Here is a 22,603-nt window from a genome sequence, read left to right as displayed (position 1 = left end):
TGGCACAGGCGAGCCCCCCACCGGCTGTGGATAAGTGTGTGGATTGGCGGGGGAGAAGCGGTGGGCGAATTGTGGATGGCTGCCGTGCGTCGGCCTGCGCCCCGCAGCGTGTACGCCGGGCACGCGCTGCGGGGCCCGCTTTGACCAATCAGATACGCTGCTCCGGTGTGGCTTCGCGGCTGCGCGGCCGGTGACGCATCAGCACGTCGCGCAGCGCGGCCTGGCTGTAGGGCTTGGCCAGAAAGTCGTCCATCCCGCAGTCGAGGGCCAGGGTGCGCTCGGCCACTTCGCCGGTCACCGCAACGATGGCGATGCGCTGGGGCAGGCGCCCCTGACGCTCCAGGTCGCGGATGCGGCGGGTGGTCTCGTAGCCGTCCAGCCCCGGCATCTGGCCGTCCATCAGGATCAGGTCGAAGGCGCAGCGGTCGAGCAGCGCCAGCACTTCGGTGCCGTTGGCGGCGGTGGTGACTTCGCAGTGGAGCTGCTCCAGCTGGGCGGTGGCGAGCACCTGGCTGAGGCGGTCGTCGTCGGCCACCAGCACCCGCAGGCCGGCCAGCTGGGCGGCGCTGCCGCGGGTGTCGAGGGGGTGGAGGAGGGCGCTGGGTTCGCTCGCCGCGCTCTGCACCGGCGCGCTGAGGGTGAACCAGAAATCCGATCCCTTGCCCGGCGTGCTCTCCACGCCGATCTCGCCGCCCATCAGGTCCACCAGCTGCTGGCAGATCGCCAGCCCCAGCCCGGTGCCGCCGAAGCGCCGGGCGTAGGAGCTGTCGGCCTGGGTGAAGGGGGTGAACAGCCGGGGCAGCACGGCGGGGTCGATGCCGATGCCGCTGTCGCGCACGCTGAAGTGGAACAGCGACAGCTCGGCGTCGTCGTTGCCCTCCAGGGGCCGGTGGTCCACCCGCAGCACGACCTCGCCGCCGCTGGTGAACTTGAGGGCGTTGGCGATGAGGTTGCCGAGGATCTGGCGCAGGCGGATCGGGTCCATCTTGGCGGAGGCGGGCAGGTCGGCGGCGATGTGGCAGCGGATCACCAGCCCCTTGTCGGCGGCCTGAAACTGGAAGAAGGCGGCGGTGTCCTCGACGATGTTGCGGGGCGAGCACCACACCGCCTCCACGTCCATCCGGGCCGCCTCGAGCTTGGAGAAATCCAGGATGTCGTTGATGACCCGCATCAGCCCGTCGGCGGACATGCGGATGTGGCGGAGGATCTGCTGCTGGGCGTCGTCGAGGCGGGTGAAGGCGAGCAGGTCGGCCATGCCGATCACCCCGTGCATGGGGTTGCGGATCTCGTGGCTCATGGTGGCCAGGAACAGCGACTTGGCGCGGGAGGCTTCCTCGGCGGCGTCGCGGGCGGCCTGGAGTTCGCTGTGGCCGGCCTGGATCTGGTCGAGCATGGTGTTGAAGCCGTGCATCAGGGTGCCGATCTCGTTGCGCCCCACCGGCGTCGCGCGGACGCTGTAGTCGCCGGTGTGGGTGACCTTGCGGATGTGGCTGGCGAAATCCTCGACCGGCGCCGCGATCAGCCGCTGGAGCCGCGCCGCCAGCAGCCAGGCCAGCAGCGCGGCGGCCAGCAGCACCGCCACGGCGGCGATCACCCGGCCGCGGATCAGGCGGTTGAGGGGCGTCAGGTCGAAATAGGTCTCGATGGTGCCGATCCGCTCGCGGCCGGCGTGGATGGGCCGGGCGATCTCGAGGAAGGGGGCATCGGCCAGCGTCAGCAGCGGCAGCGCGCCGGCGTCCAGGGGCACGTCGGGCCCGATCCGGTTGGCGTGCCGGGCGTCGATGGCGGCCAGCAGGTCGGCGTGCCCCGGCAGCGGGCTGCGGTAGCGGGCAAACACCTGGCCCGCGGCGTCGTGGACGGTGACGGCGATCACGTCCCGGTCGGTGCCCAGGGCCGCCAGCATCTCGGCCGCCATCGCCGGGGTGCCGCGGGTGAGGGCGTCGGCGCTGTGCAGGCCGACCAGCCGGGTGAGGCGCTCGGCGCTCTCGTGACGCGCGGCGGCCGCGGCGTCGAGTTCCCCGGCCACCAGGCACACCAGGGACACCACCAGCGCCAGGGCGGTCGTGGCGAAGGCGATCAGGACCACCTGATGCTTGATCGGCAGGTCGCGGATGCGGCGTCGCAGTCGGTGGAAATTCAGGGTTGCAGCAGACGGCAAGATGAACGGGCAGGACTTTGGAGGGCGAGTTTCGGAGCACGACACAAACCGGGCCAATCCCAGTCTGCAAGCGGGATTGTACCGGGTGAATCTATAACTAAAGCAATAGATTTTCTCACGCCCTTACGATACAGATTCCGGGCCGCCCGGCTCGCGGGTGTGTCATATGCCCCGACCCACCCTCCGCCCCGCCCGAAAGTGCACGCACCGAGATGTGGCGGCCCGATTCCCCACGCCGGTGCGACAGCACCAACTTAGTGCAGGCAAAATGCAAATCGGGCGAAAGATTTTGGTTTTATCTCGATTTTCCTCTTGGCACGCTTCTAGCTACGCCAAAAGTGGTATTTCCGCCTCACAACATGACAGGGCACAGAGATGGCCATCACAAAATTCTTCAATGAAATGACTGCGGACGATGGGAGCGTTCGTGAGCATTACGCGGCTTACGCCAAGTGGCTCAGCGATACTCCGGCTGACCGAATTGCGCGCAAGCGTGCCGAGGCCGACTCCCTGTTCCATCGCTACGGCATCACCTTTGCGGTGTACGGCGAAGAATCCGGAACCGAGCGTCTGATTCCCTTCGACATCATCCCGCGCATCATCCCCGCCAAGGAATGGAAGGGCCTGGAGGCCGGCATGCGCCAGCGGGTGAAGGCGCTCAACGCCTTCATCCACGACATCTACCACGACCAGGACATCCTCAAGGCCGGGCGCATCCCGAAAGAGCAGGTGCTCAACAACGCCCAGTACCGTCCCGAGATGCAGGGGGTGGACGTGCCGTGTAACGTCTATGCCCACATCGCCGGGGTGGACGTGGTGCGCGCCGGCGCCGGCGAGTTCTACGTGCTGGAGGACAACCTGCGGGTGCCGTCGGGTGTCTCCTACATGCTCGAAGACCGCCGGATGATGATGCGGCTGTTCCCCGAGCTGTTCGCCCGCCACCGCATTGCGCCGGTCGAGCACTACCCGGACATGCTGCTGCACACCCTGCGCAGCGTCGCGCCCCAGGGGGTGGACGACCCGACGGTGGTGGTGATGACCCCCGGCGCCTACAACAGCGCCTACTTCGAGCATGCCTTCCTCGCCCAGCAGATGGGCGTCGAGCTGGTCGAGGGGCAGGATCTGTTCGTGCGCGACGATCAGGTGTTCATGCGCACCACCCAGGGCCCGCGCCGGGTGGACGTGATCTACCGCCGGGTGGACGACGACTTCCTCGACCCCACCGCCTTCCGCAAGGATTCCATGATCGGCGTGCCGGGCCTGCTCAATGCCTACCGGGCCGGGCGGGTGACCCTCTCCAACGCCATCGGCACCGGCGTGGCCGACGACAAGTCGATCTACCCCTACGTGCCGGACATGATCCGCTTCTACCTGGGCGAGGAGCCGATCCTCAACAACGTGCCCACCTACATGTGCCGCAAGCCGGAAGACCTGGCCTACACCCTGGCCCACCTGCCCGAGCTGGTGGTGAAGGAAGTCCACGGCGCCGGCGGCTACGGCATGCTGGTCGGCCCGGCCTCCACCAAGGAGCAGATCGAGACCTTCCGCAAGTACCTGGAGGCCAACCCCGAGAAGTACATCGCCCAGCCCACGCTGGCCCTTTCGAACTGTCCGACCTTCGTCGACAGCGGCGTCGCGCCCCGTCACCTGGATCTGCGTCCCTTCGTGCTCTCGGGCAGCGAGATGCGCCTGGTGCCGGGCGGGCTGACCCGCGTCGCGCTGCGCGAAGGATCGCTGGTGGTGAACTCCTCGCAGGGCGGGGGCACCAAAGACACCTGGGTACTGGAGGCCTGACATGCTGAGCCGCACCGCCGACCATCTTTTCTGGATGGCACGCTACATGGAGCGCGCCGAGAACACCGCGCGCATCCTCGACGTCACCTATCGCCTGAGCCTTCTGCCCCAGAATGGGCAGGAAGTGGAAGCCATGTGGGCCGGGATGCTCAAGATCATGGAGCTGCAGGACGCCTTCCACGCCAAGCATCCCCACTTCACCACCGAAGCGGTGCTGGAGTTCATGATCTTCGACCGGGACAACCCGGGCAGCATCCTGCGCTGCCTGCGGGCCACCCGCGAGAACGCCCACGCCGTGCGCGGCACGCTCACCTCCGAGCTGTGGGAGACCTCCAACGCCACCTGGCTCAAGATGCGCGACTTCTCCATGGCCAAGATGATGGAGACCGGCCCGGGCGCCTTCTTCGAGTGGGTGAAGTACCGCTCGCACCTGTCCCGCGGCGTCACCATCGGCACCATGCTGCAGGACGAGGCCCTGCGCTTCATCCGGCTGGGCACCTTCCTGGAGCGCGCCGACAACACCGCACGCATCCTCGAGGTGAAATACCTCAACCTGCTGCCGGGTTCCGAGAGCGACGCGGAGAGCGCCGACTACTACCAGTGGAGCGCGCTGCTGCGCTCGGTATCGGCCTTCGAGGTGTATCGCAAGGTGTACCGCGACCACATCACCCCGCTGCGGGTGGCGGAGCTGCTGATCCTGCGCGCCGACATGCCGCGCTCGCTGGCGCGCTGCATGAAAGAGGTGTATTCCAACCTCGGTCGTGTCGCCAACTCCCGGTCGGCCGAAACCGAGCGGATGGCCGGCGAGCTGGAGGCCCACCTGCGCTTCGGCCGCATCGAGCGAATCTTCCAGGGCGGGCTGCCCAACTACCTCGGGGCGTTCCGGGACAGCATCTTCGATCTGGGCTGCCGGATCTCCGATGACTTCCTGATCCCTACCAGCGCCTGAGGAGGCGCCGGTAAAAGGCAGAAGGCCCGATCCTGGCGGTCGGGCCTTCTGCTTTGCGGCGCACGCCGGCGGGCGGCGGTGATCTCAGCGGCGCTTCTTGGCGGGCGCAGCCGGAGCCGACGGCTTGGCCGCCGCAGCCTTCGGCGCCTCGGCCTTGCGGGCGCCAGCGGCCTTGGCCGGGGCCGGCGGCGCCTTCTCGGGCCGGGCCCCTTTCTGGCGGCCGGCGGCCGGCGCCGGGTCGGCCGGCACGGCGATCTTGCGTTCGATCACCACCGGGCGGCCGTTCTTGCCCCGCACGGTGGTCCGCTGGACCAGGGTGCGCGGCGGCGGTGGCGGCTCGACGGCGCCGGCCTGGGGCCGGTTGGGCATCAGGCTGGCCAGGCTGATCCGGTCGCCCTCGCTCTCCGACGGCACGATGAGGGTGTAGCCGGTGCCGATGCGCGCCCGCGGCGACAGGCCATTCACCTGCCGCAGGCGGCTGGCGGACACCCCCAGGCGATCGGCGACGCCCTCCAGGCCCTCGCCCTCCCGCAGCGCGTAGGTCTTCCAGCTTGCGCTGGCCGGGTCGTGGCGCTGCAGATTGATGAGGAAAGCCTCCAGCTTCTCGGCCGGCACGACCAGCGACTGCGGGCCCGCGGTGGGCAGCACCGGCCGCTTGTAGCCGGGGTTGAGCGCCAGGATCTCCTCCACCGGCGTCTCGGCAAGGCGGGCCGCGGTGGCCAGATCCAGCGGCACCCGGCTCTCCACGGTGACGAAGTAGGGCCGGTTGGCGATGGGCGGCAGGGTGATGCCGAACAGCTCGGGCTGGGCGACGATGTTCTTGAGTGCCTGCAGCTTGGGCACGTAGTAGCGGGTTTCCCCCGGCATGTTGAGGAACTGGTATTCGGTGGGCAGGCCCGCCGCCCGGTTCTTGGCCACCGCGCGGCCCACGGCGCCTTCGCCCCAGTTGTACGACGCCAGGGCCAGATGCCAGTCGCCGTGCATCTCGTAGATGGTCTGGAGGTAATCGAGGGCGGCGTTGGTGGAGGCGATCACGTCGCGGCGCTCGTCCACCCACCAGTTCTGTTCCAGGCGGTAGCTTTTGCCGGTGGACGGGATGAACTGCCACAGCCCCGACGCCTGGGCCGACGACAGGGCCATCGGATTGAACGCGCTCTCCACCATCGGGAGCAGCGCCAGCTCGGTGGGCATGCCGCGCCGCTCGAGTTCTTCGACGATGTGGTAGAGGTAGCGCTGGCCGCGGGTGAAGATCTGGCGCAGCGCACCCGGGCGGTTGATGTAGTAGATCTGCCGGTCGGTGACCAGATCGGTGTTCAGATCGGGCATCGAGAAGCCCCGGCGGATGCGCTCCCACAGGTCGTCGGTCTCGACGGTGAGATCGATGGTGGGCACCCGGACGTGCTGATCCCGGATCTCGAACACCTTTGGCGGTTGGGCGCTGTCGTCCTCGAAGAGCGGGATCGAGCTGACAAAACGTGGCGCAAATCCGTCGGCCTCCTGGGCCAGCAAGGGTGTGGCGCCCAGGAGCGTCAGGAACAGCGCGATAACTCTCGGAAACATCAGACTTTGTCGCGCGAGAACCAAAGGGCGGATTCTAGCCGCGGGCGATGGGGAGGGTCAAACCGGCATAACGGCGCCGGGCGGGCAGGCGGCGGCGCAAACGGGCTTCGATGGACGCCTGGAATCCGTTAAAGTACGCGTCTGGCCGTCAGGCGGCCGGACATCCACCCATTTCCATGGTTTTACGAACTGGTTTGCCGGGACTTCCGTGAAAGCGCTATTGATCGAGGACACGCTGACAAGTGCCACGCTGGTTTCTCATCAATTGCGCAAGATGGGGATCGACCCGATCCTCGCGCGGGATGGCGAGCGGGGCATCGAACTGTTCAAATCCGAGCGGCCCGATCTGATCCTGCTCGACATCATCATGCCGGGGATGGACGGTTTCGAGGTGGCGCGGCGCATCCGCCAGCTCGAGCAGGCCGGCGAATGGACGCCGATCATCTTCCTCACCGCCCGCACCAGCGACGCCGACCTCGAAAAGGGCATCGGCGTCGGGGGCGACGACTACCTCATCAAGCCGGTCTCCGAAACCGTGCTCGCGGCCAAGGTGAAGGCCATGCAGCGCATCGCCCAGATGCGCTACTCGCTGCTGGTGCTCACCCGCAAGCTCGACGACGCCAACCAGGAACTCACCCGCCTGTCGTCCCTCGACGGCCTGACGGGCATCTCCAACCGCCGCCAGTTCGACGAGATCCTGCTGCGCGAGTGGCGCCGTTCGAGCCGGCAGGCCAAACCGCTGTCGATCCTGCTGTGCGACGTGGACCACTTCAAGCAGTTCAACGACGGCTACGGCCATCAGGTGGGGGACGAATGTCTGAAGGCGGTGGCGCGCACGCTGCAATCTTCCCTGCGGCGCCCGGCCGATCTTGTGGCCCGTTACGGCGGCGAGGAGTTCGCCGCGATCCTGCCGGATACCGACCTGCCCGGTGCGCTGCGCGTGGCCGAGGCGATGCGCGGCGCCGTGGAGGGCCTGCGCATCACCCATCGATTCACGCCGAAGGGGGTGGTGACGGTGAGTGTCGGCGTGGCGTCGATGATCCCGCCCCGCGGCGACCAGGAATCCGCCGGCCTCGTCAAGCGGGCGGACGATGCGCTCTACTGCGCCAAGCAGGCCGGGCGCAACCGGATCTCGGCCGCGCCCGTGGCGGTGGCGGGCTGACTCAAGCCCTCAGAAGCGGTTCTTCCATTCGCGGACGGCGGCGAACACCTCGACCGGCGACACCAGCGCGTGCCCGGCCTGGGCTTCGGCCTGCCGGATGACGGCCGGCTCGCTGCTGCGCAGGAAGGGGTTGGTCTTCAGCTCGCCGGACAGGGGGAAGGGCACGGTGGGCCGATTGGCCGCCCGCTCGGCCGTGCAGGCGGCGATCCGCGCGGCGATGTCCGGGTTGGCGGGCTCGACGGCGGCGGCGAACTTCAGGTTGCCTAGGGTGTACTCGTGGGTGCAATACACCTGGGTGTCGCCGGGCAGCGCCGCGAGCGCCGCCAGCGATTCGTACATCTGCGCCGGAGTGCCCTCGAACAGGCGGCCACAGCCGGCGGCAAAGAGCGTGTCGCCGCAGAACACGCAGCCTTCGCCGTAGTAGCCCACATGACCGGCGGTGTGGCCGGGCAGATCCAGCACCCGGAACTCGACGCCCAGCTCGGGCAGGAGCACCTCGTCGTCCTGACTCACCGGGTGGGTGAGGCCGAGGATGTCTTCCATCGCCGGGCCGAACACCGGCACCGGATGCGCCGCCGTCAGGGCTTCGATGCCCGCGACGTGATCGGGGTGGTGATGGGTGACGAGGATCGCCGTCAGGGCGAGGCCGTGTTCGGCCAAGTAGCGGAGAACCGGCGCGGCGTCGCCCGGGTCAACCACGGCGGCATGGCTGCCCGCGCGAAGCAGCCAGATATAGTTATCGTTGAACGCGGGAAGAGGGATAATCTGCATTCCGCAATTGTACCGCCTCGCCACGTCTCCCTCCCGTCATCGCTACCCAATGAGAGAATCCGAATCCTTCCCCGGGCTCCACGCGTGGCTCGACACCCCGCTGGGGCGCTACGTGATGGCGTGGGAGGCGAGCTGTCTCGACGGGCTGGTGGCCGACATCTTCGGGTACAACGCGGCCCAGCTCGGGGTGCCGGAATTCGACTTCCTGCGCGCCAACCGGATGCCGCTCCGCTTCCGCGCGGGGGCCGGCGACGTGGCGGTGGAAGCCGATCATGCCGCGCTGCCTTTCGCGGCGGCGAGCCTCGATCTGGTGGTGCTGCCCCATGTGCTGGAGTTCGCCGCCAACCCCCATCAGGTACTGCGCGAGGTGGAGCGGGTGCTGGTGCCCGGCGGGCATGTGGTGATCGCCGGCTTCAACCCGGCCAGCCTGTTCGGCCTCAAGCGCCTGCTGGCAGGCCGCGACGGTAGCTACCCGTGGCGCGGCCAGTACTTGTCGCTGCGACGGATCAAGGACTGGCTGGCCCTCCTGAGCTTCGAGACCGGCAGCCAGGCGTCGGGCTGCTACGTGCCGGCGGTGGAGCAGCAGCAGTGGATCGAGCGCCTGCGCGGGCTCGATTGGGCGGGCGGCCGCTGGTGGCCCATCGGCGGCGGGGTGTACGTCATCCACGCCATCAAGCGGGTGCAGGGCCTGCGGCTCATCACCCCGAAATGGGATCGCAAGGCCGGCGCGCGGGCGCTGGCGCCGCTGGTCCAGAAAACCGGCGGATCGGCGCGGCGGCCCTCCGGGCTGCACCGGGGCATCACCCGCGACGACGAGCCCGCCGCCTGAGGCACCGCCTCAACAACACGCAACACGAGAGATTCAGTGGACGAAATCGACATTTATACCGACGGTGCCTGCTCGGGCAATCCGGGCCCCGGCGGCTGGGGGGCCTTGCTGCGGGCCGGCCCCCACGAGAAGGAGCTATGGGGCGGCGAGCCGGCCACCACCAACAACCGGATGGAGCTGCTGGCGGTGATCCGCGCCCTGGCGGCGCTCAAGCGGCCCGTCACGGCCCGGGTGCACACCGATTCCCAGTACGTGCAGAAGGGCATCTCCGAGTGGATTCACGGCTGGAAGGCCCGCGGCTGGAAGACGGCCTCGAAGGCACCGGTGAAGAACGAAGACCTGTGGCGTGCCCTCGACGAGGCAGCGTCCCGCCACCGGATTCAATGGCTGTGGGTGAAGGGCCACGCCGGCCACGTCGAGAACGAGCGCGCCGACGCGCTGGCCCGGCAGGGCGTGGAGGCCGTGCGCAAAGCCGGCCGGATCGTGGATTCGGAGGACATCAAGGCATGAGACAGATCGTACTGGACACGGAAACCACCGGCCTCGACTGGAAGAGCGGCGACCGGGTGATCGAGATCGGCTGCGTCGAGTTGCTCGACCGCAAGCTCACCGGGCGGCACTACCACGTCTACATCAACCCCCAGCGGGAGATCGACGCCGGCGCCATCGCGGTGCACGGCATCACCAACGAGTTCCTCACCGACAAACCGGTGTTCAAGGACATCGTGGCCGAGTTCGAGGCCTTCGTGGATGGGGCCGAGCTGGTGATCCACAACGCCACCTTCGACGTGGGCTTCCTCAATTACGAGCTGGGCCTGCTGGGCCGCCCGCTGCTCACGGCCATCTGCCCGAGCGTGATCGACACCCTCAAGCTCGCCAAGGAGCAGAACCCGGGCAAGAAGGCCTCGCTCAACGCGCTCTGTTCGCTCTACGAGATCGACAACACCCACCGCACCCTGCACGGCGCGCTGCTGGATGCCGAGCTGCTGGCCGATGTTTACCTGGCGATGACCCGCGGCCAGGAGAGCCTCATCATGATGCTCGACGAGCCGGCGCCCCTGCACGACGACACGGACGCCGGCGGCGTGCCCATCGAGCGGGTGCCGCTGCGGGTGCTGCGGGCCACCGAGGACGAACTGGCCGGCCACGACAAGGTGCTGGCCGAGATCGCCAAGGCCAACAAGGGCCACTGCCTGTGGATTCCGCCGGCGCCCCCCGAGCCTGCCCCGGCTGCCTGAGCGGCCGGCCAAGCAAAAGGGCGACCCGTGGGTCGCCCTTTTTTGGGTGCGGCGGAAGCGCGCTTACTGGCCGAGCGGCTCTGCGTTGCCCAGGGCGGTGGTGTTGAAGCCACCGTCCACGTACATGATCTCGCCGGTCATGCCGCTGGCGAGGTCGGAGCACAGGAAGGCGGCGGCGTTGCCGACTTCCTCGATGGTGACGTTGCGACGCAGCGGGGCGTTGTGCTCGTTGAAGGAGAGCAGCTTGCCGAAACTGCCGATGCCCGACGCCGCGAGGGTCTTGATCGGACCGGCGGAGATGGCATTGACGCGGGTGCCTTCGGGGCCCAGGGTGACCGCCATGTAGCGCACCGAGGCCTCAAGGCTGGCCTTGGCCATGCCCATGATGTTGTAGTTCGGCATGGTGCGCACCGCGCCCAGGTAGGACAGGGTGAGCAGCGCGCCGTTGCGGCCCTTCATCATCGGGCGCGCGGCCTTGGCCAGCGCCGGGAAGCTGTAGGCGCTGACTTCCTGCGAGATGCGGAAGGCCTCGCGGGACAGGCCGTCGAGGAAGTCGCCCTCCAGGGCTTCGCTGGGCGCGAAGGCGATGGAGTGCACCAGGCCGTCGAGGTAATCCCACTTCTGGCCGAGCTGATCGAAGAGCCTGGCGATTTCCTCGTCGTTCTGGACGTCGCACGGGAACACCATCGCGCTCCCGAATTCGGCCGCCATCTTGGTGACGCGATCCTGGAAGCGTTCGTTCTGGAAGGTAAAGGCAAGTTCGGCGCCTTCGCGGTGCATTGCTTTGGCGATCCCATAGGAGATCGAGCGGTTGGACAGCAGCCCGGTGATGAGAATGCGCTTGCCGGCAAGAAAGCCCATGTAAGGTGTCTCCTGTGAATAACCGCACAATTATAACGGATGCTCCAAGCGCGTGTGCTGCCGCTGTTTTTCGATTGCGGGGGCGGGGCGATCCGGTAGACTCGCCACCATGCACGCGATCCCATCTTCCACTCCCCTCCGGCGCTTTGCCGCGGTGCTGCTGACCACCCTGGCGGCCGGCTGCGGCGATGTGTGGAACGACCCCTACCCGGCGGCGGAGCGGGGCCGCAACATCCTGTACTCGGCCTTCACCCAGCGGCCCAAGCACCTCGACCCGGTGCAGTCGTACAGCGAGGACGAAGCCACTTTTTTGTATCAGATCTACGAGCCGCCGCTCCAGTACCACTACCTCCGGCGGCCCTACCGGCTCACCCCCGCCACGGCGGCGCGGATGCCGACGCTGCGCCAGTTCGACGCCGCCGGCGCGCTCCTGCCGGCCGATGCCGATCCGGCCCGGATCGCCCGCAGCGAGTACGAAATCGCGATCCGGCCGGGCATCCGTTTCCAGCCCCATCCGGCCTTCGCCACCGACGCCAGGGGCCAGCCCCTTTACCTCGCCCTCAGCGCCAGCGATCTGGCCGACAAGCGTACCCTGGGGGATTTCCCCAAAACCGATACACGCGAGCTGACCGCTGACGATTTTGTGTATCAGATCAAGCGGCTGGCACACCCCCGCCTGCACTCGCCGGTGCTCGAGCTGATGGGCGACTACATCGTCGGCCTGAAGGATCTCCACGCGCGCCTGGCGGCCGACGAGAAGCAGCGCGTCGCCGACGGCAAGGGCGGCGCCTGGATCGACCTGCGCAACTACCCGATGGAAGGCGTCGAGGTGGTGGACCGCTACACCTACCGCATCCACCTCAAGGGCACCTACCCGCAGTTTCCGTACTGGCTGGCGATGCCCTTCTTTGCGCCGGTGCCCGTCGAGGCCGACCGCTTCTTCGCCCAGCCGGGCATGGCCGAGCGCAACCTCACCCTCGACTGGTGGCCCATCGGCACCGGGCCCTACATGCTCCGGGAGAACAACCCCAACGCCCGCATGGTGCTGGCCCGCAACCCCAACTTCCGCGGCGAGACCTACCCCTGCGAGGGCGAAGAGGGCGACAAGGCCGCCGGCCTGCTGGACGACTGCGGCAAGCCGATCCCGTTTATCGATGAGGTGGTGTTCACCCGCGAGAAGGAAAGCATCCCCTACTGGAACAAGTTCCTGCAGGGCTACTACGACGCCTCCAGCGTGTCGTCCGACAACTTCGACCAGGCCGTGCAGCTGGGCGGCCAGGGCGACGTGACGCTGTCCGACGAGATGGTGCGGAAGGGCATCAAGCTCAACACCGCGGTGGCACCCACCGTGATGTACATGGGCTTCAACATGCTCGACCCGGTGGTGGGCGGCACCGGCGAGCGGGCCCGCAAGCTGCGGCTGGCGATCTCCATCGCCATCGATCAGGAAGAGTTCATCTCGGTGTTCCAGAACGGCCGCGGCGTGCCGGCGATGCACCCGATCCCGCCGGGCATCTTCGGCTACCGGGCCGACGAGGCCGGCATCAACCCGCAGGTCTACGACTGGATCGACGGCAAGCCGCGCCGCAAGCCGGTGGAGGAGGCCCGCCGCCTGCTGGCCGAAGCCGGCTACCCGGGCGGCCGCGACGCCAGGACCGGCGAGCCGCTGGTGATCAACTTCGACACCACCGGCGGCGGCATGGGCGACAAATCCACCGTGGATTGGCTCACCAAGCAGCTGCGCAAGCTGGATGTGCAGCTGGTGGTGCGCCCCACCGATTACAACCGCTTCCAGGACAAGATCCGCAAGGGCAACGCCCAGCTCTTCTACTGGGGTTGGAACGCCGATTACCCCGACCCCGAGAACTTCCTGTTCCTGCTCTACGGCCCCCAGGGCAAGGTGAAGAGCCAGGGCGAGAACGCCTCAAACTACGAGAACCCCGAGTACGACCGGCTCTTCGAGCGCATGAAGGCGATGCCCGACAGCCCCGAGCGGGGCGAGATCATCCAGCGCATGCTCACCATCCTCCAGCACGACGCGCCGTGGGTGTGGGGCGCCTACGAGAAGGCCTACACGCTCCAGCACGGCTGGCTCGACAACCGCAAGCCGGGCAAGATCGTCCGCAACACCCTCAAGTACCAGCGGGTGGACGTGGCCCAGCGGGACCGGCTGCGCGCCGAATGGAACCAGCCGATGCTGTGGCCGCTGGCGTTGATGGGGCTGCTGGGGGTGGCGGTGGTGGCGCCGGCGGTGGCCCACTACCGGCGCCGGGAGCGCAGCGCGTCCGCCCAGGCTTGAGCGGCGCGGTTCAGGCGGGCCGCCTGCGCCAGCGGCCCACGGCAAGCAGATGGGCGCCCAGGGCCGCCGGCAGGGCCAGCCCCAGGCCCACGTGGCCCCAGCCCACCGCCCACCGCCAGGCTTCGTCCGCCAGGTAGTACAGCCCATATCCGGTGAGCGCGAGGGCCAGCCACAGGGCGGCCATCGTGCCGCCCGAGCGCCGGTGGCGACCTGCGCCCCAGGCGCCCAGCACATGCTGGCTCCACACGCTGCCCAGCACCGCCAGCCCGAACATCGTGGCCGCGCCGTGGACCCGCATGGCCCAGGGCTCGAGGGGGTGGCGGGCGGCGAACTCGGGCAGCGGCAGGAGGTGATGGGCGATCAGCCAGACGAGGCCGCTCGCCAGGAGCAGCGCGGTGGCCAGATAGGCCAGCCGGCGTTGTCGGCGGCCCGGCCGGGTTGGCCGGCGGGGGCGGGGAGGGGGCTCATGCATGCAGGACGTCCGGCGGGTTGGCGTGCCCCAGCGCCTGCCAGAAGCCCGGTGCGGCGTGCACGCCGTCGGTGTCGTCCACGATGGCGGCGGTGGCATCGAAGCGGGTGAGCAGGGCCTGGGCGGCGCGCCCGCTCAGGCTGACGACCTTGGTCAGCCCGTCGGCCACGGCGCAGCGCCCGGCGATCACCGTGACGCTGCGGGCGCGGGCTTCGCGGGTGCCGCCGGCGGGGTCGACGATCGGCGAGCACCCGCCCAGGTCGCCCGGGCGGCCCAGGAAGAACTCGCCGGAGGTGGCCACCGCGCAGTTGCGCAGCGCGCCCAGGAAGATCGGCGCCGCGGGGCTGGCCGGGTTGCGCACGGCCAGGGGCATGGCGGTCGGGGTGTCGCCGAATACCCGCAGGTCGCCGCCGGCATTCACCGTGCCGCCGACCGCGCCGTGGGCGAGCAGCGTCTCCACCGCCAGGTCGACGGCGTAGCCTTTGGCGATGCCGCCCAGGTCGATCCACAGCGGCCGCCGGAAGCGCACCTGCCGGGCGTCGCCGAGTTCGATGTCGCGCCAGTTGGCCCGGGGGTCGGGCGGCGGCGCCGCGGGGCAGGGCAGGGCGCCGTGGCGGACCAGGGTGGGCGCCACGGTGGGGTCGAAGACGCCGCCCGAGGCGCGCGCCAGGGTGAGGGCCAGGTCGAGGACGGCCCAGGTGTGGTGGCTGACCGGGGTGGGGGCCGCGTGGGCCTCGCGGTGGAGCCGGGCGAGATCGCTGTCGGCGCTGTGAAAGCTCATGGCGGCGTGGATCGTCGCCACTTCGGCGTAGGCGGCGTCGATGGCGCGGGCGGCCTGGGCGGGGTCGTCGGCGGCCGCCTCGATGGCCACGTAGGTGCCCAGCCAGGGGCGCAGGCGGCGGACGGCGGTCGTCATCGGGCGGCGGTGCCGGGCTGGGCGTGCAGCGCGAGCAGCCGCTGCACACCGGCGGTGAGGTGGGCGCACGAGAGGGTGGCGCCGCTGATGTTCTTGATGTCCTCCCCGAAGTGGAACGGCGCGTCCGCCCGCCGGCCGACGAACTGCTTGCGCCAGCCCGGTGTGCGGATCTCGAAGCCGTGGGTTTCCCGGTAGTCGAGAATCTCGACGCCCCGCACGGCGCCGTCGGGCCCCACGGCGAGGGCGTAGGTCACCCACTCCACCTTGCCGATCACGTCGTCCACGTAGAGCGTGCCGAGCAGGCGGCTGCCGGCCCAGGCGTCGACCCGGCGGATCTCGCCGCGCTGGCGAACCGGCGCCACGGCGTCGAGGGCCTTGAGCCGATCGGGGGTGAGGCGCAGGACGCGGGCGTCGAAGCGGTCGGCGTCGGGGAAGGCGGCGCGCTGGGCCTGCTCCACGCTCATGTACTGGGCGGCCACGGCGGCGGGCGGCGCGAAGGCGGTCAGGCCGGCACCGGCGATGGCGACGAGGGGAACGGTGGTCCAGCCGGAGTGGGAGGCGGTCATCTTGGGTTCCATGGGCGGCAAGACGCCCGACAGGCCGGTGCAGACCTTCGGGCGGGGATCGATGGAAGGAGGGCGGCGCTCAGAACTGGTAGCCGATCCCCAGGTTGAGGCGGTCGCGCTCCCGCGCAAGCTGGAAGCGCTGGACGTCGGCCTTCAGCACCACGTTCTCGCCCACCCGAAGGTTGGCGCCGGCGGTGACGACCTTCTCGTCCCGGTCGGCATCGACGCCCAGGCCGGCGGGCATGGTGGCAAAGCCGGCGGCGGTGTTGAAGACCTCGTAGCGCACGAAGGGGCTGAGGGCGTATTCGCCACCTTGCCACAGGGCGTAGGCGGCCTGGGTGTACCAGCCGAAGAAGGATTTGGGCACGTAGGTCTGGCCCAGGTAGAGGGTGTTGATGCGGTCGGTGTCGGAGATGGTGCCGCGGGCGTAGAGGGCCGACAGGTTCCACTTGCCCGGCGTCCAGCGGGCGTGGGCGTCCCACAGGGTCACCCGGGCGTCGGGCGCGACGTTGCCGGCGCTGCCGGCCACCTTGGAGCCGTGCGCGGCCTTGCCGGTGAACACCCCGGCACCCACGTCCAGCCCGGGCGTGCCCCGCCAGCTCAGGGCGCCGTAGACGGCCGGGTCCTTGCCCTTGGCCATCTGGCCTTCCTGGTGGATGGCGCCGAGGGGCGAGTCGCGGCCTTCGGTGCTGGCGCCGTCCCACTTGTTCAGGTCGAAGCCGCTGGTAATGCCCACGTCCCAGCGCAGGCCGGCGTCGGATACGCCGAAGGCGGACAGGCCCACCTCCCGCCAGGTGGAGGGAATGATCGCGGTCTCGACAAAGTTCCGCTCCACGCCGTAGTAGGCGGTGGGTTCGTGGTTGAGGTTGAGGAAGCCGAGCGGGATGAGGAACAGGCCGCCCTTGAGGCCGACGTTGTCGGTGGCGCGGTGTTCCACGTAGAGCTGTTCCACGGCCACTTCGCCGGCGTCGTCGGCGGAGGTGACGGCGTGCTCGAACTCGAACTCGCCGACGATGCGGGTGCGCTCACTGGCCTGGTGGGCGATGCCGACGATGGCCCGGCGCACGTCGAACTGGGTCTGGCTCTGATCGCGGAACGGGCGGTTGTAGTTGATCTCGCCGTAGCCGAAGAGGCTGGTCTGCCCGCTTCGGGACGCCAGCGGCGCGGTGTGGGGCGCGGGCTCCGCGGCCGCGGGCAGGGGGGGCGGCGGTGCCAGCACGGCCACCTGGGCGGGCGTGGCGACGGGGCCGCTGGGGGCGACCGCCGGCCGCGCCGCGACCGTGGCGGTGGCGGGCCCCGGCTGCGTGGCTACGGCCTGGGCCTTGACGGTCTTCAGCTCGGCCTTGACCTGATCGAGTTCCGCCGCCAGGCGTTCGAGGCGGGCCATGAGCTGGGCGTTGGAGGCGGCGTGGGTGGGGCCGGCGACAAGCAGCGCGGCGAGGGCCAGACAGCGTCGGGTGGTTTTCATCTTGCGTTCAGGGCGTGTAGCCGTCGGTGAGGGTGTTGAGGAAGGCGACCACGTCGGCAATCTCGCTCTCCGACAGGGCCGGGGCGTCGCCCGGTTTGCGGTTGTAGGGCGCTTCGGTGACGTTGACGTTGGCGCGGTAGGCCGGCGGCAGGTCGTTGAACTTCCGGACCACGCCGTTGCTGTCGGTGGGGTACCACTCCTCGGGGTTGGTGTCCCGGCGCACGTAGAAGCGCACGGCGTCGGTGAGGGTCTTGATGGCGCCGTTGTGGAAGTAGGGCGCCGTGCGGGCCACGTTGCGCAGGGTGGGCACGCGGAAGGCGCCGCACAGGTCGGTGCGACCGGCCAGATCGGTGCGGCTCGGGCCGCACAGGCCCAGGTCGTAGTAGCCGGCGTCGGCGTTGGCCTGGATCTCCGGGTTGCGCGGAACGCCCAGGGCGTCGAAGGTGTTGTCGGTGAAGAGCGGCGGGTTGCCGTTTGCGCCGGTGCTCGTGTGGCACGCGGCGCAGTTGCCCTTGTTGGGGTCGTTGAACAGGGCCAGGCCCTTGAGTTCGGACGCGGTGAGCTGGGCCTTGCCGGCGAGCCAGTGGTCGAACTTGCTGCTGAAGGGGGCGAAGTCGGGGTCTTCGAGCTGGTATTGCTGGAGCGCGAAGCGCAGCCGGGCGAAGGCGTCGGCGGGGCGGTCGAAGATGTCGCTGCCGAACACCTTCTGGAACTCGGCGGCGTTGGTCGAGCGCCGGAGCTTGGCCACCACGTCCTCGACGCTGGCGTTGGCCATCTCGTTGGGGTTGAGCAGCGGCCCTTCGGCCTGGGCGGCCAGGGTGGCGGCGCGCCCGTCCCAGGTGAAGCCGCCGGTCGGCGTGCCGTCGCTGGCGAAGGCGAAGCGGCCGTTGAAGCGGAGATACTGGAGCGACGGCGCCTGCCGGCCGGCCTCGTGACCGGCATCCGCGCCGGCCGGCACCGAGCGGGTATCCGGTGCGGCGTGGTGATTGCCGGCGTCGTGACAGCTGGCGCAGGACATGGCGCCGGTGCTGGAGAGCGCGCTGTCGTTGAACAGCTTGGCGCCCAGTTCGGCCGCCGCCGACATGCTGCCGGCGCCGGTGGCGGTGCTGCCGCCTCCGCCACCGCAGGCGGCAAGGCTCAGGAGCAGGATGGAACAGATGGCTGGAACGAGGCGGCGCATCGGCAGGCACTTTCAGTCGGACGAAGATCGATCAGCCCGAAGGCCGGTCGGTGCTGTCTCGTCGCTGGCTGGCTGACCGATGAGGAGGCTGGCTGGCTTGCGTGTGGAGCGCCTCGTAGATCGCGGATTACGTATTGCGAGGCATTCGCAAATGAGAATTAATACTATTAAATGACGCAGACAGCGCCCTTGTCAATGCCCTTACGCGGTGTGGGGGTGATTTCCTCCGGAAAACTTGACGGCGCGCAAGAAGCTGCCTGGCGCCGTCGGGCGGTTTTAGTCGAAGGACGGCATGGCGGGCTTGGCAACGGGCAGGCCCGCGGCCAGCCAGGCGTCGAACCCGCCGGCGATGGATTGCACCTTGAGGTAGCCCATGTCGTGCAGCGCGGCGGCGGCCAGGGCAGCGCGGCCGCTGGTCTTGCAGTACAGCACGATGGCGATGTCGCGGGCGGCCAGCTCGGGGTTTGCGCTCATGCGGAACTCCAGCATGCCGCGGGACATGTGCACCGCGCCCGGAATGTGGCCGGTGGCAAACTCGTCGGCTTCCCGCACGTCGATCAACACCTGGGCGTCGCGGATCGCCTGCTCCGCGTCGGCGAGCGGCACTTCCTGGATGCGCGCCTTGGCGGCGAGAACGAGATCGTGGGCGGATTTCATGGTGGGCTTTCTCCTGGAGTCGATGGGGCGCGGCCGGAAACGTCTCGCGCAAAACGCGCATTATATTAGACTTTACTTATCGATAAACGGCGGGAGGTTTGAACGAACGCCGGTTTTGCCCGTCTGTTCGGATGACCCGATCACGACACGAGCGCATTCATCACACCAAGGAGGAATACGATGACCCAGGAAAGCATCTGGAGCACCCGCTACCGGGAGGCGGGCGAGGATTACCTGTTCGGCACCGAGCCGAACCGCTTCCTTGCCCGGCGCCAGAACCGGCTGGCCGAGGGCCGGACGGCGCTGTCGGTGGCCGACGGCGAAGGGCGGAATTCGGTGTGGCTGGCCGAGCAGGGGCTGGAGGTCACCGCAATCGAGATCTCCGCGGTGGCCATCGAGAAGGCCCGGCGTCTGGCAGCCGGCCGTCAGGTGAGCGTGGATTTCATCCAGGCCGACATGCTGGCGCCGGGTTGGCCGCCGGCCCAGATGAAGGGCGCGTTCGACTGGGTGGTGGGCATCTTCATCCAGTTCGTGGGCCCGGAATGGCGCGAGCGGCAGTTCGACGCGATGAAGGCGCTCACCGCACCGGGCGGCTGCATCCTGCTGCAGGGTTACACGCCGGCACAGCTCACGTACCGCACCGGCGGCCCGTCGGCTGTGGAAAACCTCTACACCGAGGAGATCCTGCAGGACGCGTTTGCCGACTGGAAGATCGAAGAGCTGGTGAGCTACGAGGAGGACATCGTCGAAGGCAGCGGCCACAAAGGCCGGTCGGCACTCATCGGCATGATCGCAAGAAAACCCGCCTGAACGTAGGTGGCCGCCTTGAGCCGGTTTCAAGGCGGCCACGCAAGGATTGGCGCCGCCAGCGCCTGAAACTGTATTTCTGAAAATTACTGTTTTCAGAACTTGGAAGATGATGCAATCCACCCCGCGTCGGAGCGCTCCATCGCCGGGGCCCTTTAGCCGGCAATGAGAACTGTTCGTAATAAACTGAATTCCAGGCACTCTTTTTTGCTGCACCTGCACCAAGCCGATTCGCGGGCGATAAAATCCCTCGCGAGGCAAGCCAGCCGCAGCCGCAAGCCAGCCTATCGATCAACCGATTCCCGGAGGAATGCCATGAAAGGCGACAAGAAGATCATCGATATCCTGAACGGCCTGCTGGCCGGCGAACTCACCGCTGTCGATCAATACCTCATCCACGGCGAGATGTACGCCGACATGGGTTTTGCGCAGCTGGCCGAGAAAGCCCTGCACGAATCCGACCACGAGCGCCAGCACGCCCGCGCCCTCATCCAGCGCATCCTCTTCCTCGAAGGCAAGCCCGATCTGTCCAAGCGCGACGACCTGAAGATCGGCAAGACCGTCCCCGACATGCTCAAGGCCGATCTCGAGGTGGAATACAAGGTCGTGGGCGAGCTGAAGAAGGCCATCGCCGCCTGCGAGAAGGCTCAGGATTACGTCACCCGCGACATGCTGGTCATCCAGCTCGACGACACCGAGATGGACCACGCCTACTACCTCGAAAAGCAGATCGGCCTGATCGAGCTGGTTGGCCTGGCCAACTATCAGCAGAGCCAGATGAAGGCCGGCGCTTAAGGAGTGACCATGAAAGGCGAAAAGAAAGTCATCGACACCCTCAACAAGGTCCTCAAGAACGAGCTGACCTCGATCAACCAGTATTTCCTGCACGCCCGCATGTTCGGCAACTGGGGGCTTGAGAAGCTCAACGACTACCGCTACAAGCAGTCGATCCGCGTGATGAAGGAAGCCGACGAACTCATCGAGCGCATCCTCTTCCTGGAAGGCCTGCCCAACCTGCAGAACCTGGGCAAGCTGATGATCGGCGAGAACGTGGTCGAATGCCTGGAGGGCGATCTCAAGTACGAGCGCGACATCCAGCGCCCGCTGCTCATCGAGGCCATCGCCCTGTGCGAGGAGCTGCAGGATTACGTGAGCCGCGACCTGCTCGAAGACCTGCTCGAGCACTGCGAGGAGGCCATCGACTGGCTCGAAACCCAGCAGAGCCTGATCGAGGACGTCACCCTGCCCAACTACCTGCAGGCCCACATGGAGCCAGGCGAAGGCTGAGCGCACCCCCCCGGCCCGATCCGGAAGGGAACCGGCGCGCCGGTTCCTTTTTCGTTTACCGGTCTGCCGGGTTCGCACGCCGGGCCCGGCAAAATCTGTCCGCCCCCATGCGACAATCCGCCCTTTCCCGTGCCCAGGCCCGCCACCGGCCACCCTCCCCCGGCGTCGGCCCGACCAGAAGAAGACATTTAGGATCAACGCGTTGAGCAAGCACAGCACGAAGCCGCAGGCGCCTTCGGACGACGACATCGGCCGCCACACCCCGATGATGCAGCAGTGAGCACACCTGTTTTTATGCGGCCTTTCAGCGAAGCTTTAAGAAAACTGCACAAAAAACCGCACAGATGAAACTCTGTTCGCGCCGGACGCAAGCACTCAGCGCGAGATTATGTTCGCCTAGGCTTTGGCTGTTTTTTCAGCCAAAGCCATGTGAATGGGGACTTAAAACAACTGCCCGCCTCCCCCCTCGTCCCAGTTCATGATCACCAGCTCCCGCGCCGCGGCCCTGCCGGCGCGTTCCACCCCCACGCTGTAGGTGATCTCCAGGTCGTACATCTTCAGCCCGTCGAAGGCCTGACGGATGGCAGGATGGTCGTTGATGCTGACCATCATCTTGCCCTTCATGCTCCGCATGGCGTCGGCCATGGCCAGGTACTCCTCGAAGGGGAACGGGACGCCGTAGCCTTCGGTCTGCCAGTACGGCGGGTCGGCGTAGAAAAAGGTGTGGGCACGGTCGTAGCGTTCCAGGCAGTCGCGCCACGACAGGTTCTCCACCGTGGTGCCCGCCGCCATACGCAGGTGGGCGGCCGACAGGCTCTCCTCGATCCGCAGCAGGTTGATGGCCGGCGCCGTGGTGGCGGTGCCGAAGGTCTGGCCTTCGATACGGCCGCCGAAGGCGTGGTGCTGCAGGTAGTAGAAGCGCGCGGCGCGCTGGATGTCGGTGAGGGTGTTGGGCCGGCTCTCCTGGTGCCACTTGAACATCTGCCGGCTCGACAGCGCCCACCTGAACTGGTGCACGAACTCGCTGAGGTGATGCTGCACCACGCGGTACAGGTTGGTGAGCTCGCCGTTCACGTCATTGATGATCTCCACCGGCGCCGGCATGGGGCGCAGGAAGTACAGGGCTGCGCCCCCACAGAACAGTTCCACGTAGCACTCATGCTGGGGGAACAGGGGCAGCAGCTTGTCTGCGAGACGGCGCTTGCCGCCGAGCCAGGGGATAATCGGTGTTGCGGTGTGCATTATTTCGATCCTTGCATATGTGGCCGTGATAAGGTCCACCCGCCTCGCGAGGCATGGGGGGCCTTGGCCGAATCTGCAGGACTGCTCTGCGGTGGAGGTGGCCAGCTCGGTGTTACAGCACCTTGCTGGTCGCCCTCCTTCTCTTCCAGGCATGAAAAAAGCCGGCGCTTGCCGGCTTTTTTCATTGGATGTTGCTGTTAGTCAGGTCGTTCGGTGGTGATCCACCATCCCGGCCAGGTAGGCGGCCTTGAGGGCATCGCCGAGCGTCCAAGACGAAAGAATGTGGTAGTCCAGATTGTCGTTGCCGCTGGCCTCGAAGCCAAAGACGCGCAGCTTGGTTCTGGCAATGTGTTCGAGTTCGGCGAGGGCGGAGGCGGATAGTTCGGGGCT

22 protein-coding genes are annotated in these 22,603 nt (G+C 67.9%); 10 read left to right on the top strand and 12 right to left on the bottom strand.

The features are described 5' to 3' along the window. Window positions 1-148 precede the first annotated feature (148 nt). On the bottom strand, window positions 149-2,158 hold the full coding sequence (locus ACE3N6_RS10585; protein ID WP_374245546.1) for an ATP-binding protein: 2,010 nt from the start codon (window positions 2,156-2,158) through the stop codon (window positions 149-151). A gap of 402 nt (window positions 2,159-2,560) precedes the next feature. Between ACE3N6_RS10585 and ACE3N6_RS10580 the strand changes: the two genes are divergently transcribed. Beyond that, window positions 2,561-3,952: a circularly permuted type 2 ATP-grasp protein gene (locus ACE3N6_RS10580; RefSeq protein WP_374245544.1), complete on the top strand. Its 1,392-nt coding sequence runs from the start codon at window positions 2,561-2,563 to the stop codon at window positions 3,950-3,952. Window position 3,953: 1 nt separating this feature from the next. After that, window positions 3,954-4,901, top strand: coding sequence for an alpha-E domain-containing protein (locus tag ACE3N6_RS10575; protein ID WP_374245542.1), 948 nt, complete (start codon window positions 3,954-3,956; stop codon window positions 4,899-4,901). Between the two features lie 84 nt (window positions 4,902-4,985). Here the strand turns inward: ACE3N6_RS10575 and ACE3N6_RS10570 are convergent, their stop codons facing one another. Then, window positions 4,986-6,461 (bottom strand): transglycosylase SLT domain-containing protein, encoded by a 1,476-nt coding sequence (locus ACE3N6_RS10570; protein ID WP_374245540.1) that lies wholly within the window; start codon window positions 6,459-6,461, stop codon window positions 4,986-4,988. A gap of 208 nt (window positions 6,462-6,669) precedes the next feature. Between ACE3N6_RS10570 and ACE3N6_RS10565 the strand changes: the two genes are divergently transcribed. After that, entirely contained in the window at window positions 6,670-7,623 is a 954-nt protein-coding gene (locus ACE3N6_RS10565) for a diguanylate cyclase (protein WP_374245538.1), read from the top strand. A 9-nt stretch (window positions 7,624-7,632) separates the two neighbouring features. On the opposite strand, the gene gloB is transcribed toward ACE3N6_RS10565, so the two are convergent. After that, window positions 7,633-8,394, bottom strand: coding sequence for a hydroxyacylglutathione hydrolase (gene gloB, locus ACE3N6_RS10560; RefSeq protein ID WP_374245536.1), 762 nt, complete (start codon window positions 8,392-8,394; stop codon window positions 7,633-7,635). Window positions 8,395-8,443: 49 nt separating this feature from the next. On the opposite strand from gloB, the gene ACE3N6_RS10555 reads away from it, so the two are divergent. From ACE3N6_RS10555 to dnaQ, 3 genes are read left to right on the top strand one after another with little or no spacing between them, the layout of a single operon-like run. Continuing rightward, window positions 8,444-9,223: a class I SAM-dependent methyltransferase gene (locus ACE3N6_RS10555; RefSeq protein ID WP_374245534.1), complete on the top strand. Its 780-nt coding sequence runs from the start codon at window positions 8,444-8,446 to the stop codon at window positions 9,221-9,223. Between the two features lie 36 nt (window positions 9,224-9,259). After that, on the top strand, window positions 9,260-9,733 hold the full coding sequence (gene rnhA, locus ACE3N6_RS10550; protein ID WP_374245532.1) for a ribonuclease HI: 474 nt from the start codon (window positions 9,260-9,262) through the stop codon (window positions 9,731-9,733). Then, window positions 9,730-10,461, top strand: coding sequence for a DNA polymerase III subunit epsilon (gene dnaQ / locus ACE3N6_RS10545; protein WP_374245530.1), 732 nt, complete (start codon window positions 9,730-9,732; stop codon window positions 10,459-10,461). Before rnhA ends, dnaQ begins: the two co-directional genes overlap by 4 nt. Before the next feature lie 63 nt (window positions 10,462-10,524). On the opposite strand, the gene fabI is transcribed toward dnaQ, so the two are convergent. Then, on the bottom strand, window positions 10,525-11,322 hold the full coding sequence (fabI, locus tag ACE3N6_RS10540; protein WP_374245528.1) for an enoyl-ACP reductase FabI: 798 nt from the start codon (window positions 11,320-11,322) through the stop codon (window positions 10,525-10,527). A gap of 109 nt (window positions 11,323-11,431) precedes the next feature. Between fabI and ACE3N6_RS10535 the strand changes: the two genes are divergently transcribed. Continuing rightward, a complete protein-coding gene (locus tag ACE3N6_RS10535; protein WP_374245526.1) occupies window positions 11,432-13,621 on the top strand; it encodes an ABC transporter substrate-binding protein in 2,190 nt (729 codons plus the stop codon). Between the two features lie 10 nt (window positions 13,622-13,631). On the opposite strand, the gene ACE3N6_RS10530 is transcribed toward ACE3N6_RS10535, so the two are convergent. The 6 genes from ACE3N6_RS10530 to ACE3N6_RS10505 all read right to left on the bottom strand — a co-directional run bounded on the left by ACE3N6_RS10530 (window position 13,632) and on the right by ACE3N6_RS10505 (window position 18,877). Next, window positions 13,632-14,093 (bottom strand): hypothetical protein, encoded by a 462-nt coding sequence (locus ACE3N6_RS10530; protein ID WP_374245524.1) that lies wholly within the window; start codon window positions 14,091-14,093, stop codon window positions 13,632-13,634. After that, window positions 14,086-15,006 carry an FAD:protein FMN transferase gene (locus tag ACE3N6_RS10525; protein ID WP_374245522.1) on the bottom strand — a complete coding sequence of 307 codons (921 nt, stop codon included), beginning with the start codon at window positions 15,004-15,006 and terminating at the stop codon, window positions 14,086-14,088. Before ACE3N6_RS10525 ends, ACE3N6_RS10530 begins: the two co-directional genes overlap by 8 nt. After that, entirely contained in the window at window positions 15,003-15,572 is a 570-nt protein-coding gene (locus tag ACE3N6_RS10520; protein ID WP_374245520.1) for an FMN-binding protein, read from the bottom strand. Before ACE3N6_RS10520 ends, ACE3N6_RS10525 begins: the two co-directional genes overlap by 4 nt. Before the next feature lie 79 nt (window positions 15,573-15,651). Continuing rightward, window positions 15,652-17,040: a porin gene (locus ACE3N6_RS10515; protein WP_374245518.1), complete on the bottom strand. Its 1,389-nt coding sequence runs from the start codon at window positions 17,038-17,040 to the stop codon at window positions 15,652-15,654. A 7-nt stretch (window positions 17,041-17,047) separates the two neighbouring features. Further along, window positions 17,048-18,220, bottom strand: coding sequence for a cytochrome-c peroxidase (locus ACE3N6_RS10510; protein WP_374245516.1), 1,173 nt, complete (start codon window positions 18,218-18,220; stop codon window positions 17,048-17,050). A gap of 276 nt (window positions 18,221-18,496) precedes the next feature. Next, window positions 18,497-18,877: a rhodanese-like domain-containing protein gene (locus tag ACE3N6_RS10505; RefSeq protein ID WP_374245514.1), complete on the bottom strand. Its 381-nt coding sequence runs from the start codon at window positions 18,875-18,877 to the stop codon at window positions 18,497-18,499. A gap of 180 nt (window positions 18,878-19,057) precedes the next feature. Between ACE3N6_RS10505 and ACE3N6_RS10500 the strand changes: the two genes are divergently transcribed. From ACE3N6_RS10500 to bfr (ACE3N6_RS10490), 3 genes are all read left to right on the top strand, one after another. Further along, the gene (locus ACE3N6_RS10500) at window positions 19,058-19,687 is read left to right on the top strand and encodes a cyclopropane-fatty-acyl-phospholipid synthase family protein (protein WP_374245512.1); all 630 of its coding nucleotides are present in this window, start codon (window positions 19,058-19,060) and stop codon (window positions 19,685-19,687) included. 312 nt (window positions 19,688-19,999) lie between these two features. Further along, a complete protein-coding gene (gene bfr / locus ACE3N6_RS10495; RefSeq protein WP_374245510.1) occupies window positions 20,000-20,479 on the top strand; it encodes a bacterioferritin in 480 nt (159 codons plus the stop codon). Between the two features lie 9 nt (window positions 20,480-20,488). After that, on the top strand, window positions 20,489-20,971 hold the full coding sequence (gene bfr / locus ACE3N6_RS10490; protein ID WP_374245508.1) for a bacterioferritin: 483 nt from the start codon (window positions 20,489-20,491) through the stop codon (window positions 20,969-20,971). A 441-nt stretch (window positions 20,972-21,412) separates the two neighbouring features. Here the strand turns inward: bfr (ACE3N6_RS10490) and ACE3N6_RS10485 are convergent, their stop codons facing one another. Both ACE3N6_RS10485 and ACE3N6_RS10480 read right to left on the bottom strand, forming a co-directional pair. Continuing rightward, entirely contained in the window at window positions 21,413-22,213 is an 801-nt protein-coding gene (locus ACE3N6_RS10485; protein ID WP_374245506.1) for a DNA adenine methylase, read from the bottom strand. Window positions 22,214-22,414: 201 nt separating this feature from the next. Beyond that, a partial coding sequence (locus ACE3N6_RS10480; RefSeq protein ID WP_374245504.1) for a hypothetical protein occupies window positions 22,415-22,603 on the bottom strand: 189 nt, incomplete at its 5' end.

This window comes from Zoogloea sp. (assembly GCF_041904905.1).
Lineage (GTDB): Bacteria > Pseudomonadota > Gammaproteobacteria > Burkholderiales > Rhodocyclaceae > Zoogloea.
The sequence above is the reverse complement of the archived record's forward strand: the minus strand, read 5'-3'. Positions and strand labels throughout refer to the sequence as shown.